Annotated in this window: 15 protein-coding genes; 8 read left to right on the forward strand and 7 right to left on the reverse strand. The window is 71.8% G+C overall.

Going from position 1 to position 16,349, the window contains the following annotated elements:
• Nucleotides 1-86: 86 nt before the first annotated feature.
• The 7 genes from ABD437_RS09750 to ABD437_RS09780 form a co-directional block, all read right to left on the reverse strand.
• Complete coding sequence (locus ABD437_RS09750) at nucleotides 87-2,762, reverse strand: glycoside hydrolase family 2 TIM barrel-domain containing protein (RefSeq protein ID WP_344648439.1); 2,676 nt, start codon at nucleotides 2,760-2,762, stop codon at nucleotides 87-89.
• Between the two features lie 91 nt (nucleotides 2,763-2,853).
• Nucleotides 2,854-3,711 carry an alpha/beta fold hydrolase gene (locus ABD437_RS09755; RefSeq protein ID WP_344648440.1) on the reverse strand — a complete coding sequence of 286 codons (858 nt, stop codon included), beginning with the start codon at nucleotides 3,709-3,711 and terminating at the stop codon, nucleotides 2,854-2,856.
• Nucleotides 3,712-3,722: 11 nt separating this feature from the next.
• Nucleotides 3,723-4,817: an SIS domain-containing protein gene (locus tag ABD437_RS09760; RefSeq protein WP_344648441.1), complete on the reverse strand. Its 1,095-nt coding sequence runs from the start codon at nucleotides 4,815-4,817 to the stop codon at nucleotides 3,723-3,725.
• Nucleotides 4,814-5,833, reverse strand: a complete 1,020-nt coding sequence (locus ABD437_RS09765; protein ID WP_344648442.1) for a family 4 glycosyl hydrolase — start codon at nucleotides 5,831-5,833, stop codon at nucleotides 4,814-4,816. The genes ABD437_RS09760 and ABD437_RS09765 overlap by 4 nt, the downstream gene beginning before the upstream one ends.
• On the reverse strand, nucleotides 5,830-6,639 hold the full coding sequence (locus ABD437_RS09770) for a carbohydrate ABC transporter permease (RefSeq protein WP_344648443.1): 810 nt from the start codon (nucleotides 6,637-6,639) through the stop codon (nucleotides 5,830-5,832). Before ABD437_RS09770 ends, ABD437_RS09765 begins: the two co-directional genes overlap by 4 nt.
• The gene (locus ABD437_RS09775) at nucleotides 6,639-7,565 is read right to left on the reverse strand and encodes a carbohydrate ABC transporter permease (RefSeq protein WP_344648444.1); all 927 of its coding nucleotides are present in this window, start codon (nucleotides 7,563-7,565) and stop codon (nucleotides 6,639-6,641) included. Before ABD437_RS09775 ends, ABD437_RS09770 begins: the two co-directional genes overlap by 1 nt.
• Nucleotides 7,565-8,902, reverse strand: coding sequence for an ABC transporter substrate-binding protein (locus ABD437_RS09780; RefSeq protein ID WP_344648445.1), 1,338 nt, complete (start codon nucleotides 8,900-8,902; stop codon nucleotides 7,565-7,567). Before ABD437_RS09780 ends, ABD437_RS09775 begins: the two co-directional genes overlap by 1 nt.
• Before the next feature lie 178 nt (nucleotides 8,903-9,080).
• Here ABD437_RS09780 and ABD437_RS09785 point away from each other — a divergent pair, with 178 nt between their 5' ends.
• The 8 genes from ABD437_RS09785 (at nucleotide 9,081) to ABD437_RS09820 (ending at nucleotide 16,343) form a co-directional block, all read left to right on the forward strand.
• Complete coding sequence (locus ABD437_RS09785) at nucleotides 9,081-9,836, forward strand: DeoR/GlpR family DNA-binding transcription regulator (protein WP_344648446.1); 756 nt, start codon at nucleotides 9,081-9,083, stop codon at nucleotides 9,834-9,836.
• A 95-nt stretch (nucleotides 9,837-9,931) separates the two neighbouring features.
• On the forward strand, nucleotides 9,932-10,774 hold the full coding sequence (locus tag ABD437_RS09790; protein WP_344648447.1) for a nitrilase family protein: 843 nt from the start codon (nucleotides 9,932-9,934) through the stop codon (nucleotides 10,772-10,774).
• A 66-nt stretch (nucleotides 10,775-10,840) separates the two neighbouring features.
• A complete protein-coding gene (locus ABD437_RS09795) occupies nucleotides 10,841-12,103 on the forward strand; it encodes a substrate-binding protein (protein WP_344648448.1) in 1,263 nt (420 codons plus the stop codon).
• 1 nt (nucleotide 12,104) lies between these two features.
• On the forward strand, nucleotides 12,105-12,971 hold the full coding sequence (locus ABD437_RS09800; protein WP_344648449.1) for a branched-chain amino acid ABC transporter permease: 867 nt from the start codon (nucleotides 12,105-12,107) through the stop codon (nucleotides 12,969-12,971).
• The gene (locus tag ABD437_RS09805; RefSeq protein WP_344648450.1) at nucleotides 12,968-13,918 is read left to right on the forward strand and encodes a branched-chain amino acid ABC transporter permease; all 951 of its coding nucleotides are present in this window, start codon (nucleotides 12,968-12,970) and stop codon (nucleotides 13,916-13,918) included. Before ABD437_RS09800 ends, ABD437_RS09805 begins: the two co-directional genes overlap by 4 nt.
• Nucleotides 13,905-14,621, forward strand: coding sequence for an ATP-binding cassette domain-containing protein (locus ABD437_RS09810; protein ID WP_344648451.1), 717 nt, complete (start codon nucleotides 13,905-13,907; stop codon nucleotides 14,619-14,621). Before ABD437_RS09805 ends, ABD437_RS09810 begins: the two co-directional genes overlap by 14 nt.
• Nucleotides 14,621-15,322, forward strand: a complete 702-nt coding sequence (locus ABD437_RS09815; protein ID WP_344648452.1) for an ABC transporter ATP-binding protein — start codon at nucleotides 14,621-14,623, stop codon at nucleotides 15,320-15,322. Before ABD437_RS09810 ends, ABD437_RS09815 begins: the two co-directional genes overlap by 1 nt.
• Nucleotides 15,315-16,343 (forward strand): asparaginase, encoded by a 1,029-nt coding sequence (locus ABD437_RS09820; RefSeq protein ID WP_344648453.1) that lies wholly within the window; start codon nucleotides 15,315-15,317, stop codon nucleotides 16,341-16,343. The genes ABD437_RS09815 and ABD437_RS09820 overlap by 8 nt, the downstream gene beginning before the upstream one ends.
• The last annotated feature ends 6 nt before the right edge of the window (nucleotides 16,344-16,349 follow it).

Here is a 16,349-nt window from a genome sequence, read left to right on the forward strand (position 1 = left end):
TCGAGCGCCGCACCCCACTCCACCGGGACCTAGCCGACCGGCCCTACCGGCGTGGCACCGACCGTGCCACGCCGGTAGGGCACCCCTCAGACCGCGCTCGCCTCCAGGAGCAGAGACACCCGCGCCAGCCGGGCGGGCAGGCGGTAGCGCTGGAGCACCCCCGGCCCGCACGCCGCCGTCCCCACCCCCGACTGCGCCAGATCCAACGACACGTACGTCCGCCCGTCCGCCACTAGTTCGTGGTGGTGCAACGTCGACGCGATCAACGCTCGACTCCAGGGTGAGACCGTCACCGCGATCTCGTCCTCCCCGACCACCGTCACCCGCAACTGCCCCGCCGACGTCGTCACCACCGCGGAACGCACACCCCGCCGGGCGCCGCTCTCCTGCGGGCGCACGTACGGCGTGGACAACTCCGCCGCCTCGGCGTGCCACGAGCCGTAGCGCACTCCCGCGGCGAGGTCCGGGTACGCGGGCCCGGGACCGAGCCCGGACCAGTCCAACCCGGCCGGCGCCCCCGGTACCACCAGATCGAGGCCCAGGCGCGCCCACTCGACCGGCCACGGTCCCCGCGGGGTCACGACCACGTCGAGCAGCAGCGCGTCCGGCGACACCTGGTGCCAGCGGAACTCCGAGTCGACCGCGAAATCGCGCCCGGGTGGCGCCGAGCGGTGCACGGTCCGGAGCGCCCCGTCGACCTCGTCGGCCGACACCAGGCGGGTGCGGAGCCGGTCGATGCCGGCCTCGGTCCAGCGTTCGGCGTACGGCGGGAGGTCGGGCTCGTCCCAGCCGGGGTAGCGGTCGTTGTCGGTGGGGGCGCGCCAGAGGCTCACCATCGGCCCGTCGAGGGCGAGGCCGCCCAGCGTGCGCAGGCGCATCGACGCCGGGTCGAAGGCCGCGCGGTCGGGGAGGGTCGTGGGCGCCGGACGGGCGGTGGGCGCGAAGCGCGTCAGTTGCCCGCTTCCGAGCACGTGCTCGTCGTCGGCGACGGCTTCCACCGTCACCAGCGGGCCGGAAGCCCGCGGCGGGAGCGGGACCTCGACGGTCCGGCCGGGGGCGGCCGGGGGCACGTCGAGGACGCCGTCGGCGGACTCGGTGCGCCAGCGGAACGTGACGTGGCCGAGGTCGCGGTGGTCGTAGCGGTTGCGGATCCGGATCGTGGACCCGGTGACCTCGATGCGCACCGGCGCGTACCAGTGCGCGAGCGCGGTGAGGCCGGGGCGCACCTCGCGGTCGGCGCTGACCAGGCCGTCGGTGACGAAGTTGCCGTCGTGGACGTCCTCGCCGAAGTCGCCGCCGTAGCGGATCTCCCGCCGGCCGTCGGTGGTGACGGCCAGGCCGTGCTCGACCCACTCCCAGATGAAACCGCCGGCGAGGCGGGGGTAGCGGTCGAACAGGTCCTGGTACTCCTCGAGGCCGCCGGGGCCGTTGCCCATCGCGTGCGCGTACTCGCACTGGATGAACGGCAGCGCGCGGCGGTGGAGCTCGGCCGGGGTGGCGTCGAACGGCGGCGGGGTGAGCACCTCCTCGCCGATCTGCTTCACCTCCTCGTGCGAGGCGTACATGCGCGAGTACAGGTCGACGTAGGTGCTGGCCCAGTCGTGCTCGTAGTGGATGAGGCGCGACGGGTCGAAGGCGCGGGTCCAGGCGGCCATCGCCTCGAGGTTCGTGCCGGTGCCCGACTCGTTGCCGAGCGACCAGATGACGACGCTGGCGTGGTTCTTGTCGCGGTGCACCGTGCGCTGCATGCGGTCGAGGTACGCGCCCTGCCAGGCCGGGTCGTCGCTCGGGTTGCCGCGCCAGCCGACCTCGACGAACCCGTGGGTCTCCAGGTCGCACTCGAGGATCACGTAGAAGCCGAGCTCGTCGGTGAGGTCGAGGAACCCGGGGGCCGGCGGGTAGTGCGAGGTGCGTACCGCGTTGACGTGGTGACGCTTCATCAGTTCCAGCTCGGCGCGGGCGTCCGCGAGGGAGACGACGCGGCCGCGCTCGGGGTGGTGTTCGTGGCGGTTGACGCCGCGAAACTGGATCGGGTTGCCGTTGAGCGTCAGGACCGAGTCCCGGACCTCGACACGCCGGAAGCCGAGCCGGAGGCTGATCTCCTCGACGTCGGTGGAGACGGTCGCCGCGTACAGGCGGGGCGTCTCCGCGGACCAGGGGTCGACGGTGCCGACGGGCACGACCGAGTCGTGGACGTCCCGGTCGACGCCGAGTTCCGGGATCCGCAGGCGCGCCGGCGCCGACGTCCGGATCGTGACCGTGCCGGTGCGCGCCCCGGGGTCGAAGTCGGCGACCGCGAACACGTCGCGGAGTCCGCCGGCCGGGGTCGCGACGAGGTCGACGTCACGGAAGATGCCCGGCAGCCACCACATGTCCTGGTCTTCGAGGTAGCTGGCGTCGGAGAACTGGGCGACGCGGACCTCGAGGACGTTGCCGGTCGCGCGGAGGTCGGCCGCGAACTCGTGGGTGAGGCGGCTGCCGCGGGTGGTGCCGAGCAGCTGCCCGTTGAGCCGGATCTCGGCGGCGGACTCGATGCCGTCGAACCGCAGGACGGCACCGTCGAGGAAGGCGTCGGCGGCGTCGAAGGTGAGGCGGTAGTCGCCGATCGGGTTCTCGTCCGGCGGGTGCGGCGGGTCGATCGCGAACGGGTAGCGGACGTTCGTGTAGGCGGGCTTGCCGTGGCCCTCCAGCACCCAGTGCGAGGGAACCGGGATCGTCGTCCACTCGCCCTGGTCGAGGCGGAACTCCCAGGTTCCGTTCAAGCTCTGGCGCGGCGCTGAGGAGTTCAGGCGGGCGCGGGGAGGCGTGGACCCCTCACCGGGGCCTGTGCGGGCGAGTTCCATGGGCCAAGGTTCACATACCGCCTTCGCCGGACGAGGTGCGGAGCCACCCGGTGAGCAGCGCGGCCACCGTCGCGGGCTGCTCCAGGTGCAGGAAGTGACCCGCGCCGGGGATCAGGACCGCGCGCGACGGCGGCGTGAACCGGGGTGCGGCCACGTCGAAGTAGCGCCGGTCCAGTGCGCCGTCGTTCGCGCCGTGGAGGTAGAGCAGCGGGGTCCGCGGTGCGGCGAACGCGGGGCGCAGGTCGCGGGAGCGGTAGTAGTCGATCACGGCCGTGGCGTGGGCCCGGTCGGGGACGGCCCGTTTCAGGTGCTCGAGGTCGTCGGTGGCGTCGTAGCCCGGGGACCAGTCCCGCCAGAGGCGGCGGACCAGCCGCTCGAAGTGACGCTCGGACCGGCCCGGAAGCTGGTGGTAGGCGATGTACCAGGACTTCCGCGGCTGGCGGAGCGTCGCGCCGAGCCACGGTCGCCAGGTGGCCCTTCCGGGGTTGAGGTAGGCCAGCGGCGGGACGGCCAGCGCGGCCAGCCGCGGATAGGGGTTCGCGGGGTCGCCGGCCAGCGTGGTCGCCACGATCGCACCCCAGTCGTGGCCGATCAGCGCGGTGGCGCCGAGCCGGTCGTGGAGGGCGATCGCGTCGGCGGCCAGCGCGCGGACGGAGTAGTCCCCGGGCGTGCCGGACGGCGCGTAGCCCCGGAGGAACGGCGCGGCCACCCGGTAGCCCTCCGCGGCCAGGAGCGGCGCGACGGTGCGCCACGTCCAGGCCGTGTCGGGGAAGCCGTGCAGGGCGATCAGCGGTTCGCCGTCCTCCGGTCCCCACTCGAGGACACCGACGGAGTGGGTGGGCAGTTCGACGGTGTACTCCCGCGCCATGGGCGCGCAGATTACCCGGTTCGCGGGTAGATCGTCACGCCTTGCACCACGCGGTTCACCTCACCGGACGGGAACGGGTTGTCCGGCGTGTGCCCCAGCGCGAGCGAGAACCGCAGCGCGAGCTGCTGCGCCACCACCACGAACGGCAACGAGAGGACGACGTCCGGCGCGCCGGCCAGCCCGTCGACGTACCAGACCCCGGCCGAGCCGAGGCGCTCGCTGGGACGCCCGGCCACGATCCGCACGTGCTCCTCGCCGAGTGCCGCACGCAGTTCGAGCGCGATGTCCTCGTCGTAGCGGCGGGTGTACGGGTCGTCGGACACGTACACCACGGCGAGCGTCTTCTCGTCGAGCACGGACTTGGGGCCGTGCCGGAAGCCCAGCGCGCTGTCGGCGTAGGCGACGACGTCGCCCGCGGTCAGCTCCAGCACCTTGAGCGCCGACTCGCGCGCGAGGCTCTGCAGCGGCCCGCTGCCCAAGTAGACGATCCGCCGGTACCCGCGGGTGGCGAGCTCGCGGGTGTCGGCGTCGCGGTCCTTGAGCATCTGCTCGGCCGCGTCGGCCAGCGCGTCGACGTCGGCGCCGCCGCCGAGCGCGGACCAGGCGGCCAGCACCATGCAGGTGTAGCTGGACGTCATCGCGAAGCTGCGGTCGTTCGACGCGGCCGGCATCAGCAGGACGTGCGAGCGCTCGCGCACCCCGTGCTCGCGGGCCAGCCGCCCGTCCGCGTTGCAGGTGATGATCAGGTGGTGGACGGTGCTCAGGCACTGATCGGCCAGCGCGGTGGCCGCGGCGCTCTCCGGGCTGTCCCCGGAGCGGGCGAACGACACCAGCAGCGTCGGCGAGTCCTCGGCGAAGTGGTCGGCGGGATTCGAGACGATGTCCGTGGTGGCCACCGCGTCGACCCGGCGGCGGAGGTGGCGTCCCAGCGCCGAGGCGAGCAGGCCGCCGGCGAACGCCGAGGTGCCGGCGCCGGTCAGGACGATGCGCAGGCCCGGGTTCTCGAGCAGCGGCCGCAGGAACCCGTCCGCCGAGTCGGTGACGACCTCACGCCAGAGCGACGGCTGCTGCCAGATCTCCCTGGTGGTCGCGTCGGCGCCGCTCATGCCGCGAACCCGTCGAGCAGCGGGGCGTGGGCGACGACGGCGTCGTCCAGGATCGCGGTGGCGGTCGCCGGACCACCCACCAGCGGATCGAGGGCCAGCGCCTGGAGCGCGAGCGTCCGGTCGCCGGCCAGCGCGGCCGACACCGTGAGCTCCTGCTGCTCGGCTCTCGCGGTGAGCACCGCCGCGATCGCGGGCGGGAGCGCCCCGACGACCACCCCGTTCACCCCGGCCGCGCTCACCACGGCCGGTACCTCGACGACAGCACTCGACGGCACGTTCGGAATCTTCCCTTCGTTCGGCAGGTTCACGGCGAGCTCGACGCTCTCCCGCCCGGTAATGATCGATGCCAGGATCGCCACGAGCCGCTCCGCCTCCTGGTCACGGGTGGGATCGAGTGGCGCACGTCCCTCGGCCTGGTCGTGCAGCCGCTCCCAGAGCGACGTCTTCTCGCCGATGTAGCGGAGGGTCTCGTCCCGCCCCGGCGGGGTGTCGTTCCCGCGCAGGTACCACGGGAAGAACTCGGCGACGTGCCGGTCCCCGGTCGCCCGGTGGATGCCGCGCACGTTGGCCGTCAACGGATTGCTGTAGTTGACGATCAGCGCGCCCGGTGCGAGGTCGGCCACGTCCGCGGCGATGTCCACCAGGGCCGGTACGTGGCGCAGCGCGCGGAGCACTCCCCCGGGCCCGACCGAGTCGCCGACGGTCTGGGTGACCCCGTGTTTCTCCGGCACCACCAGGTCGGCGTTCCATCCCTCGGCGCCGCCGACCGCGATCGTGGTGGCCACGAACCGGGCCCCGGGCAACGCGGCCCGCCGGTCGGTGTGGGCCTCGAACCGCAGGTCCGCGCCGGCCGCCGACGCGATCCGCGTCCCGAGGCGGGCCATCGTCGCGGCGGCGTCGGCGTCCAGGTCGACCAGGTGCACGGTCCACCCGGCGAACGCGGGGTTCGACGCCAGGTCGGTCAGCAGGCCGGGGGTGAACACGGTGCTGCCCGCACCGATCAGGACGATGCTCACTTCGTGCTGCCGGCCAGCAGGCCGTTGACGATGTACCGGTTGAACACCAGCGCCACCACCGTGGGCACCGCGATCGCGATCATGCCGGCCGCGCTGAGCAGCGTGGTCGGGACGACGTGCCGGCCCTGCAGCGACGCGATGACGACGGTCAGCGGCTGGGTGGACGTGTCGGTGGTCAGCACCAGCGGGAACAGGAACTGCGCCCAGGCGAAGAGGAACGTGATCAGCGCGGTCGAGATGATGCCGGGCCGCGCGAGCGGCAGTACCAGGTGCCAGAACACCTGCAGCCGGTTCGCGCCGTCGATCAGGCCCGCTTCCTCGATCGAGGACGGCAGACCGGAGAAGTAGTTGTGCAGCACCCAGGTGGCCAGCGGCAGGAAGCCCGACACGTAGACGAGCACGACGCCGGTGTAGGTGTTCACCAGGTACGCCTCGGACATGATCCGGTACAGGGGGATCAGCGTGGTGTACGCGGGGAACGCCATCGTCAGCAGCACGCCGTAGAACAGGATCGTGTGCCCGCGGAACGTCATCCGGGCGAACGCGTAGGCGGCCAGCGCCGCCAGCACGACCGTGACGATCGTCGCCGCGCCGCACTCGATGATGATGTTGAGCAGCGACGACCGGATGCCGCTCGCGGTGTCGCTGTCGCCCGAGAGCAGCGACGTGTAGTTGTCCAGCGTCGGGCGCAGCGGGAGGTACTGCCCGTCACGCGCGTCGCCCTCGGTCTGGATGCTGGTCTTGAACGCCCAGTAGATCGGCAGCACCGACCACACGACGACCAGGAAGATCCCGATCCGCCTCATCACAGCTCGACCCTCCGGTACACCGCGCGCACCACGCCCAGCGAGATCACCAGCGTGGTGATCGTGATCAGCAGCGAGAGCGCGTATCCCTGGCCGAAGTCCAGGTTCTGGAAACTGACGTAGTAGGTCTGCATGGTCACCGACGCGCCGGTCGTCGCCGCTCCGTTGAGCACGAACGGCTGGTCGAACACGTTGAGCGTGGCGATGACGGCCTGCACCATCGACACCGCGATTCCCGGCCGGGCCATCGGCAGCGTCAGGTGCCAGAACGACCGCCACGTCGACGCGCCGTCGATGACCGCGGCCTCGTAGAGCTCGTCCGGGATCAGCTGGAGCGACGCGAGGATCAGCAGCGCCGAGAGCGGTGTGATCTGCCAGACCTGCACGAGCTCGATCAGCACGATCGTCAGCAGCTTGTTCTGCCCCAGCAGCACCGCGCCCTCGTCCGCGCCGAACGTACGCATCACGCTGGCGATCAGCCCGGAGTTGGGGTCGAAGATGCCGGTCCACAGGATGCCCTCGACGACCCCCGGCAGCGCCCACGGCAGGATCAGCACCGCGATCACGACGCTGCGGCCCCGGAACGGGCGCTGCAGCAGCACCGCCATCCCGATGCCGAGCAGCGTGGAGAGCGTCACGCCGATGACGACGTAGAGCCCGGTGTTGCCGATGCTGCCGACGATCGCGTCGTTGGAGAACATCCGCCGGAAGTTGCCGAGCCCGTCGAAGCGGGTCGGCGGGTCGAGCGCGTCGACCCGGAAGAACGCCTGGATGATCGTGAACGCGGCCGGCACCAGCGCGAGCGCGATGATGAACACCGTGACCGGCGTGACCAGCACGTAGGGCAGGACGTCGAACCGGCGTTTCGGTCGGGGACGGCCCCCGGGGGCGGCTTTCGCCGCCTCCGGGGCTTTCGTCATCGTCATCAGGAACCGTTGGAGAGGTCGTCGGCGGTGTCGCTCATCGCCTTGATCGCCTGCTCCACGGTCTCCGAGCCGGCGGCCGCGGCGTGCAGGTGCGTGTAGACGGCGTTGGAGAACTTCGAGTACCAGGCCGGGGCGCCCTCGGGGAACACCGGCTTGGACGTCTTGAGCAGCGCGGCCAGCTCGGTGCCGCCGATCAGCTTGCCGTCGCTGGCGAGCTTCTCCACCGCCGAGAGGTGCGAGGGCAGCGCGTAGGACGCCCACGCCTTCTCCGGGCCGTTCAGGCCGGCGAACTCCGCCTGCCGGTCGGACTGGGTGAACCAGTCGATGAACTTGGCCGCGGCCTTCGGGTACTTGGCCGTTTTCATGATGCCGACGCCGTCGGGGTTGGACAGGTTCGCGGCCGGTCCGGTCACGCCGGGCGTCGGGAGGTAGGCGACCTTGTTCACGACCGACGAGGAGTCCGGCACGTTGTAGAGCGTGCCGACCAGGCCCGAGTAGTCGGAGAAGATGCTGGCCACGGTGCCGCGGGCCATCAGCGTCTGCTCACCCTGGCTGTCGGTGACGTTGATGTTGCCCGGCGGGACCAGGCCGCTCTTGAGCGCGTCGACCATCCACTGCGCGGCCTTGTACCCCGGGGACCCCGGGTCGGAGAACTGCGGCTTGCCCTTGCCGTCGAGGATCGTGCCGCCGAACGCGTTGGTGGTCTCGTACCAGTAGGTGGAGAGGCCCTCGGCCGCCGCGAACGGGATGTTCAGCGGGTACTTCACGGTGCCGGACGACTTGATCTTCTTCAGCGCCGCGGTGTACTCGTCCATCGTCTTCGGCGCGGGGTCGGCGCCGGCTTTCGTGAACAGCTCGGTGTTCACCGTCGTCACCATGAACGACGCGTCGTAGGGCACGCCGACGACCTTGCCGTCGTAGGTGAACGACGCCAGCTGCGGCACGTCGGCCTTCATCGAGGCGATGTCGACGTAGTCGTCCATCGGGTAGTACCAGCCGAGCTTGCCCAGCTCGCCGACCCGCGACCAGTCGACGTTCGTCGCGTCGGCGAAGTAGGTCTTGGCCGTGGCCGCGGCGGAGATCTTGGTCTGCAGGCTGTCCCAGTCGATGTTCACCCAGTTGACCGTGATGCCGGTCTCCTGCTTGAACTGGTCGAGAGCAGCCTTCGGCGGCGGGTCGGCGGCCAGCGCGACCGTGATCGTGACGTCGGTGTCCTTGTCCGACGGGGCGTTGGCGCCGCCGCCGCAGGCCGCCGTCGCCAGGACCGTCAGGCTCAGCACGGCGGCCAGCGTCGGCGCCCGCCACCGACCGGCGCGACGGGTGAACGACCTACGCATGATGCCTCCGGGGGTTTCTTGTTCGGATGCGCAATCTGACCTGCGCGAACCTGCGCGATGGAGCCAGAACGTACGCCCGGATGCAGCTTCGGGTCAACGATCACGCGCGTCCGCACAGAAGTGCGCAACTTTGGTTGCACGAATGCGCAGAGCCGGTCATTCGTTTTACAGTGTCGACGTGCGGAAGACACCCCGGCTCAACGCGATCCTGGAACGGGTCAACGACACCCGCAGCGTCGACGTGAGCGATCTCGCGGGCACGCTGGGGGTGTCCGAGGCGACGATCCGACGCGACCTGCAGTCCCTCAGCCGCAGCGGGCTGCTCGTGCGCACCCACGGCGGCGCCGTCGCCAACGACCTCGACGGGGAACTCCCGACCCAGATCAAAGCCGTGCGACGCCACACCGAGAAGGGCCGGATCGGGCTGGCCGCGGCGGCGAGCATCCCCGACGGGGCCGTGATCGGGATGACCGGCGGCACGACGATGCTCGAACTCGCCCGCGCGCTCGCCGACCGGCGCAACATCGCGATCGTCACGAACGCGGTGAACATCGGCGCCGAGCTGATCGGGCGCCCCGGGGTGCACCTGGTGGTGATCGGCGGCGTCGCCCGCCCGTCGGCGGAACTGGTCGGCCCGGCCGCCGAGGCGATGCTCGCGAACTACCACCTGGACATGGCGTTCATCGGCGTCGACGGGCTCACCGCCGAACACGGGTGCACCACGTACGACGAGATGGAGGCCCAGACCGACCGGGCGTTCCTGCAGCGGGCGTCACGGGCGGTGGTGCTGGCCGACCACTCCAAGCTCGGCGTGGTGCGGTTCGCGCAGATCACGCCGCTGGCCAGCATCGACCAGGTGGTCACCGACCGCGACGCCGACTCCGCGCAGCTCGCGTCCCTCCGCGCGGCCGGCGTGGACGTCGTCACCGTCTAGGACCCGCTCGACGGTCCGAACCGCCGCTCCACCCGTTGACCAAACGGAAACGTTTCCCCTACTGTCAGGAAACGATTCCGCGATGGGATGTGATCATGACCGACGACGGCACACTCCGGATCGCCTGCCTGCAGATGAGACCCGACATCGGGCACCCCGGGAACAACCTCCGGCGAACCCTCGAGCTGTGCACCACGGCCGCGGACGCGGGAGCGAACCTCCTCGTGCTGCCCGAACTCTGCGTCTCCGGCTACGCCTTCGCCACCGTCGCGGAGGCCCGGAACGCCGCCGAAGCCGTCCCGGACGGGCCCTCCACCACCGCCTGGAGCGCGTTCTGCCGGGACAACGACACGTACCTGGTCGCCGGGATCGCCGAACGGGTCGGGGACACCCTCTACAACTCCAGCGTCGTCATCGGACCCGGCGGTCACCTCGGCACGTTCCGCAAGGTGCACCTGTGGAACCGCGAGAACCTCTTCTTCACCCCGGGTGACCTCGGCTTCCCGGTCTTCGACACCCCGTTCGGCCGGATCGCCACGTTCGTCTGTTACGACGGCTGGTTCCCCGAGTCGTACCGCTCCTGCGCGCTCCAGGGCGCGGACCTGATCTGCGTCCCCACGAACTGGGTGCCGATCCCGGGCCAGGCCGACGGGTCACCGGCGATGGCCACCGTCCTCGCCCAGGCCAACGCCCACAGCAACTCGGTGTACGTCGCCGCGGCCGACCGGGTCGGCGTCGAGCGGGGACAGCCGTTCATCGGGCAGAGCGTCATCGTCAGCTACACCGGCTGGCCGCTGGCCGGCCCGGCGTCCGCGGAGGACGAGCAGATCCTCTACGCGGACCTCGACCTGAACGCCGCGCGTGCGGCGCGGGCCTGGAACGACTTCAACGACCCGATCCGGGATCGGCGCCCGGAGGCCTACCGCTCCGACGTCTGACCCCACCTGCTGTACGCCGCGGATCCCCCGCCGCGGCGCTCCGAGCCGTGCCCAGGAGGCATCCCCGTGTCCACCGGTTTCTCCCGTCGTGCCCTGCTGAAAGCGGGCCTGGCCGGGGCGAGCGCCCTCGCCGCCCCCTCCCTGCTCACCGCCTGCGCTCCGAAGTCGACGTCGACCGGCAGCAGTTCCGGGCCGATCAAGGTCGGCGTCCTGTCCCCGCTCTCCGGGGCCTGGACCGTCTACGGCAAGGCCCACTCGGCCGGTTTCCGGCTCGCGGTCGACGAGATCAACGCCGCCGGCGGCACGCTCGGGCGCCGGTGGGAGGTGGTGCTCGCCGACACCAAGACCGAGCCCCAGGTCGTCACCGAGCAGGCCAACCGCCTGGTGCGCGAGGAACGCGTCGACTTCCTGGCCGGAACGTTCTCCAGCGCCGAGCGCAACGCCGCCGGGCCGGTGGCCACGAACGCCGACAAGCTGCTGCTCTACCCGACGTTCTACGAGGGCCAGAGCCAGCAGTACCACCCCGGCGTCTGCAACCCCAACGTCTTCATGTTCGGGCCGGAACCCACCGAACAGGTCTGGCCGCACCTGGAGTACGTCGTGAAGAAGCACGGCGGGAAGTTCTTCCTGATCGGCTCGGACTACGTCTGGCCGCGCGAGACCAACCGGCTCACCAAGCAGAAGCTCACCGAACTGGGCGGCTCGGTCGTCGGCGAGGTCTACGTCCCGTTCAACACCCCGCAGTACGGCGCGGTCATCGACCAGATCCGCCGCGCGCGAGCCCAGGTCGTCTTCCTCTCGCTCACCGGCTCCGACACCGTGAACTTCCGGCGCCAGCTGGCCGCCTCCGGCGCGAAGAAGGACCTCGTGGTCTGGACCGTCGACGACGAGGAGGCCGCGACGACCGGCGTCGGGCCGGACGCCACCGCCGGGGACTACGTGAGCTTCGACTACTTCTGGTCGATCGACACCCCCAACAACCGGAAGTTCCGCGCCGCGGTGACGAAGAAGTACCCCGACGTCATCATGAGCACGGTCGGCGTCGCGATGTACAACGCGGCGCACCTGGCCGCGCTGGCGATCGAGAAGGCCGGGTCGGTCGGCACCGACGAGGTCCGCCGCGCGCTCGAGGGCCTGACGTTCGACGGCGCCCCGCAGGGCCCGGTGACGATGCGCGCGCTGGACCACCAGGCCGTCCTGCCGTCCTATCTGGCGCAGGTGCGGCCGGGCTGGACCGGGCCGGACGACATGTTCACGGTCGTGCACCAGGTCGCGAAGGTCGAGCCCGCGACCGCGCAGTGCGAGACGCTCCCGCTGGCGAAGAGCTGACGTGGACCGCCTGCTCGCCACCGGCATCGACCTGACGACCTCGACGCTGGTTCTCGCACTCGTCTCGCTCGGCCTGGCCGTCGTGTTCGGCCTGGTCCGGGTGATCAACATGGGCCACGGCGCGATGCTCGCGCTCGGCGCCTACCTGGCTTGGAGCCTGACCGGCGCCGGATGGCCGTTCCCGCTCGCCGTCGCCGGAGCCGCGGTCGGCGTCGCCGCGGTCGGGTTCGTCTTCGAGTACCTGGTGATCCGGCACTTCTACGGGCGGCTGTTCGACACGCTGCTGATCAGCTGGGGCTTCTACCTCGTCGTCACCGAGCTGATCAAGGTGGTGTGGGGCTCGACGCTCAAGAGCGTGCCGAACCCGCTGCCGGGCAGCATCGCGATCGGCGGTGCCGGTATCGGCCGGTACGAGGCCGTGGTGTGCGTGATCTCGGTGCTGCTGCTGACCGCCGCCGGTGCCGTGCTGTACCGGACCGACGTGGGACTGCGGGTGCGCGCGATGATCGGCAACCGGGAGATGGCGCAGATGCTGGGCGTCGACGCGCCGCGCCTCTACCGCGGTGTGTTCGTCGCGGGTTCCGCGCTGGCGGGGCTGGCCGGCGCGCTGATCGCGCCGCTGTTCAGCATCGAGCCCGACCTGGGGACGCTGTGGCTGGTCCGGGCGTTCTTCGTCGTGACGGTCGGCGGGCTGGGCGCGATCGTCGGCGGCACCGTCGTCGGCTCGGCCCTGATCGCCGGCGGCACCGTGGTGTTCTCGGTGTTCTCGCCGCAGGTGTTCGCGCAGACCGTCGTGTTCGCGCTCGCGGTGATCGCGTTGCGGGCCCGGCCCACCGGCCTGATCGGACGCACGGCGGTGCGCGCGTGAGGCGCCCGGGCCCGGAGACGCTGCTGGCCGTGCCGGTCTTCGTCGCGCTCTTCTACGTTCCGTACCTGATCAGCGGCTACACCGTGTTCATCCTGGCGCAGTACATGCTGTACGGCGTCCTCGCGCTGACGCTCTGCCTGCTCTGGGGCCTCGGCGGGATGGTGAGCTTCGGGCAGGGCGCGTTCTTCGCGCTCGGCGCCTACGCGCTCGGCATCACCGTGCGGGAGCTGGACTCGCCGTGGCTGGGGCTGCTGCTGGCCGTCGTGCTCGGCGCCGGGGTGGCCGGGGCGGTCGGCTGGTTCCTGTTCAGCGCGAACGTCCGCGACTCGTACTTCGTCCTGGTGACGCTCGCGCTCTCCACGATCGTGTACGTGGTCGCGAACGCGCAGTCCGGGCTCACCGGCGGGTTCAACGGCATGTTCGTGCCCCGGGTGAGCTTCGGGCCGCTCTCGCTCTCCGGTGACCTGTCGATGTACTACCTGGCCTTCGCGGTCACGCTGGCCAGCTACGTCGGGGCCCGGCTGGTGCAGGCGTCCGCGTTCGGCCGGGTGCTGGTGAGCATCCGCGAGAACGAGGACCGGACGCAGGCGCTCGGGTACCCCACCGCGCTCTACAAGACGGCCGCGTTCGCGTTGTCCGGCGCGGTGGCGGCGGTGGCCGGCGCGCTCTACGCCACCGACGCCGGCTTCGTGTCGCCGAGCCTCGGCGGTGTGCTGTTCTCCACCACCGTCGTCGTCTGGGTGGCGGTCGGCGGGCGGAACTCGTTCCTCGCCGCGCTGGTGGGCGCGATCGGGATCTCCGCGCTGAGCAACGCGCTCAACTCGGTCGTCCCGGAGTACTGGCAGCTGCTGCTGGGCGTGTTGTTCGTGCTGGTCATCGTGTTCTTCCGGCGCGGTGTCGTCGGTTCGCTGCTGATGGTGGGTGAGCGTCGTCATGCTCGTCGTTGACCAGGTGTCGAAGTCGTTCGGCGGGGTCCGCGCGGCCACCGACGTCTCGCTGACGCTGCCCGGCGGCGCGGTGCGCTGCGTCGTCGGGCCGAACGGGGCCGGCAAGTCGACGTTCCTGTCGATGCTCTCCGGCCACACCCGCCCGGACTCCGGCACGATCCGCTTCCACGACCGCGACATCACCGGCTGGCCGGTGCACCGGGTCGCGCGCGCCGGGATCGTGCGCAAGTTCCAGCGGCCCTCGTTCTACCCGGAGCTGAGCGTCGCGGAGAACCTGCTGGTGCCGGTGCTGGCCACCGGCGCCCGACGTCGCCGGGCCCGCGCCGCGGTCGAGGAGGTCGCCGGGCAGGTCGGCCTCACCGACGCGCTCGGCGCACCGGCCGCGCACCTGCCCCACGGCCGGACGCAGTGGCTGGAGATCGGCATGCTGGTGGCCCGCCGGGCCGAGGTGCTGCTGCTCGACGAACCGACCGCGGGCATGACGGCCGACGAGACGTCCGGCACGTCGGCGCTGATCGCGCGCCTGGTGGCCGACCACGGCGTGGCCGCGATCGTGATCGAGCACGACATGGCGTTCGTCCGGTCGCTGGACTGCCCGGTCACCGTGCTGCACCTGGGGCGGGTGATCGCCGAGGGTCCGATGTCGGCGGTGGAGGCCGACGAGCAGGTCCGCGCCGTCTACCTGGGAGAGGAGCACAGCTGATGCTGGAGGTCACCGACGTCGTCGCGGGCTACGGGCGCGGCGTCGTGCTGCAGGGGGTGTCGCTGAGCGTCGCCGACGGCGAGATCCTCGGGGTGCTGGGCCGCAACGGCATGGGCAAGAGCACGCTGATCCGGGTGCTGGCCGGGCTGCTCCGGCCCCGCGGCGGCCGGCTGCGGGTGGCCGGCGTCGACCTCACCAAGGCGCCGGCGCACGTCCGCAGCCGGCACGGCATCGCGGTCGTGCCCCAGGGCCGGGGCGTGTTCGGCGACCTGAGCGTCACCGAGAACCTCCGGCTCGGGCGGCTCGCGGCCGGTACGCGGGTCACCGAGGACCGTCACCGGCAGGTGTTGGAGTACTTCCCGCGGCTGGCCGAACGTCCGCGGCAGCGCGCGGGCACGATGAGCGGCGGCGAGCAGCAGATGCTCGCGATCGCGCGCGCGCTGATGGCCGAGCCGCGGATCCTGCTGCTGGACGAGCCGTCCGACGGGATCATGCCGGTGCTGGTCCGCCAGATCGCCGACCACCTGCGTGCGATCAACCGCGCCGAAGGGCTGACGACGGTCGTCGTCGAGCAGAACGTGCCGATGGTGGCCCGGATGGCGAGCCGCTGCCTGATCCTGGAGGGCGGCACGATCGTGGCCGGTGGCACGCCCGACGAACTCGCCGCGTCCGGGGAGATCGAACGGCACCTCGGTGTGTAGCGCGCGGGTCGCCGTCCTCTCCACCGGCGGGACGATCGCGTCGGTGCGGTCGGCCGGGGTGGCCGGGGTCCGCGCGTCCGTCCCGGTCGCCCGGCTCCTCGGCGCGCTCGGTCCGCTGCCCGGCGTCGAGATCGGGCCGGTCGAGGAGCTGAGCCGGGTCAACAGCTGGAACGTCGACCTGGACCTGATGGAACGGGTCGCGGCCGCGGTGCGCCGGCTCGCCGCGGACCCGGGCGTCGACGGGATCGTCGTGACGCACGGCACCGACACCCTGGAGGAGACCGCGTTCTACGTCGACGTGACGACGGACGCGGCCGCCCCGGTCGTGTTCACGGCCGCGATGCGCAGCGCCGACGACCCCGACGCCGACGGACCGGGCAACCTCGCCGCGGCACTCCGGGCGGCCGCCGCGCCGGAGCTGCGCGGGCTGGGCGCGCTGGTCTGCCTGCGGGGCGAGGTGCACGCCGCCCGCGCGGTCCGCAAGTGGCACACCGCGCGCCCGGACGCGTTCGGAGGACCGGCGGGCCCGCTGGCCACGATCGCGGCCGACGGGACCGTCCGGCGCACCGACGACCGGCCGCTCCCCCGCTGGTCGGACCGCCCGGCCCGCGCCGAACCCGACACCGTCCCGATCGTGCAGGCCTACACCGGCATGTCACCGGCGGTCGTGCGTGCCGTGGCCGCCGCGACCGGTGCCCGCGGTCTGGTCGTCGAGGGCTTCGGGCTGGGGCACGTGCCGGCCGCGGCCGCGGGGGCGATCCGGGACCTGGTCGCGGACGGCGTCGTCGTGGTCGTCGCGACCCGGGTTCCCTCCGGCGGCACCCGGGTCGTCTACGGCGGACCGGGCGGCGGCACCGATCTGGCGTCGATCGGCGTCCTCGAGGCCGGTGACCTGTCCGCCGCCCAGGCGAGGCTGTTGCTCCATAATTGTCTGGCCGGCCGAGACGCCGCCGCCGCCACCCGGGCCTTCCGTGCGGCGGTGAAGGCTCTCGGACGAGACCCGAGCCAGCACGGGGAGTGACATTCT

This window comes from Cryptosporangium japonicum, assembly GCF_039524755.1.
Taxonomy (GTDB): Bacteria; Actinomycetota; Actinomycetes; order Mycobacteriales; family Cryptosporangiaceae; genus Cryptosporangium; species Cryptosporangium japonicum.

Bases quoted from the DNA above. Each gene is read 5' to 3' on its own strand.
- ABD437_RS09755 (WP_344648440.1), bottom strand. From the start codon at position 3,711: ATGGCGCGGGAGTACACCGTCGAACTGCCCACCCACTCCGTCGGTGTC.
- ABD437_RS09770 (WP_344648443.1), bottom strand. From the start codon at position 6,639: ATGAGGCGGATCGGGATCTTCCTGGTCGTCGTGTGGTCGGTGCTGCCG.
- ABD437_RS09810 (WP_344648451.1), top strand. From the start codon at position 13,905: ATGCTCGTCGTTGACCAGGTGTCGAAGTCGTTCGGCGGGGTCCGCGCG.
- ABD437_RS09760 (WP_344648441.1), bottom strand. From the start codon at position 4,817: ATGAGCGGCGCCGACGCGACCACCAGGGAGATCTGGCAGCAGCCGTCG.
- ABD437_RS09815 (WP_344648452.1), top strand. From the start codon at position 14,621: ATGCTGGAGGTCACCGACGTCGTCGCGGGCTACGGGCGCGGCGTCGTG.
- ABD437_RS09780 (WP_344648445.1), bottom strand. From the start codon at position 8,902: ATGCGTAGGTCGTTCACCCGTCGCGCCGGTCGGTGGCGGGCGCCGACG.
- ABD437_RS09775 (WP_344648444.1), bottom strand. From the start codon at position 7,565: ATGACGATGACGAAAGCCCCGGAGGCGGCGAAAGCCGCCCCCGGGGGC.
- ABD437_RS09790 (WP_344648447.1), top strand. From the start codon at position 9,932: ATGACCGACGACGGCACACTCCGGATCGCCTGCCTGCAGATGAGACCC.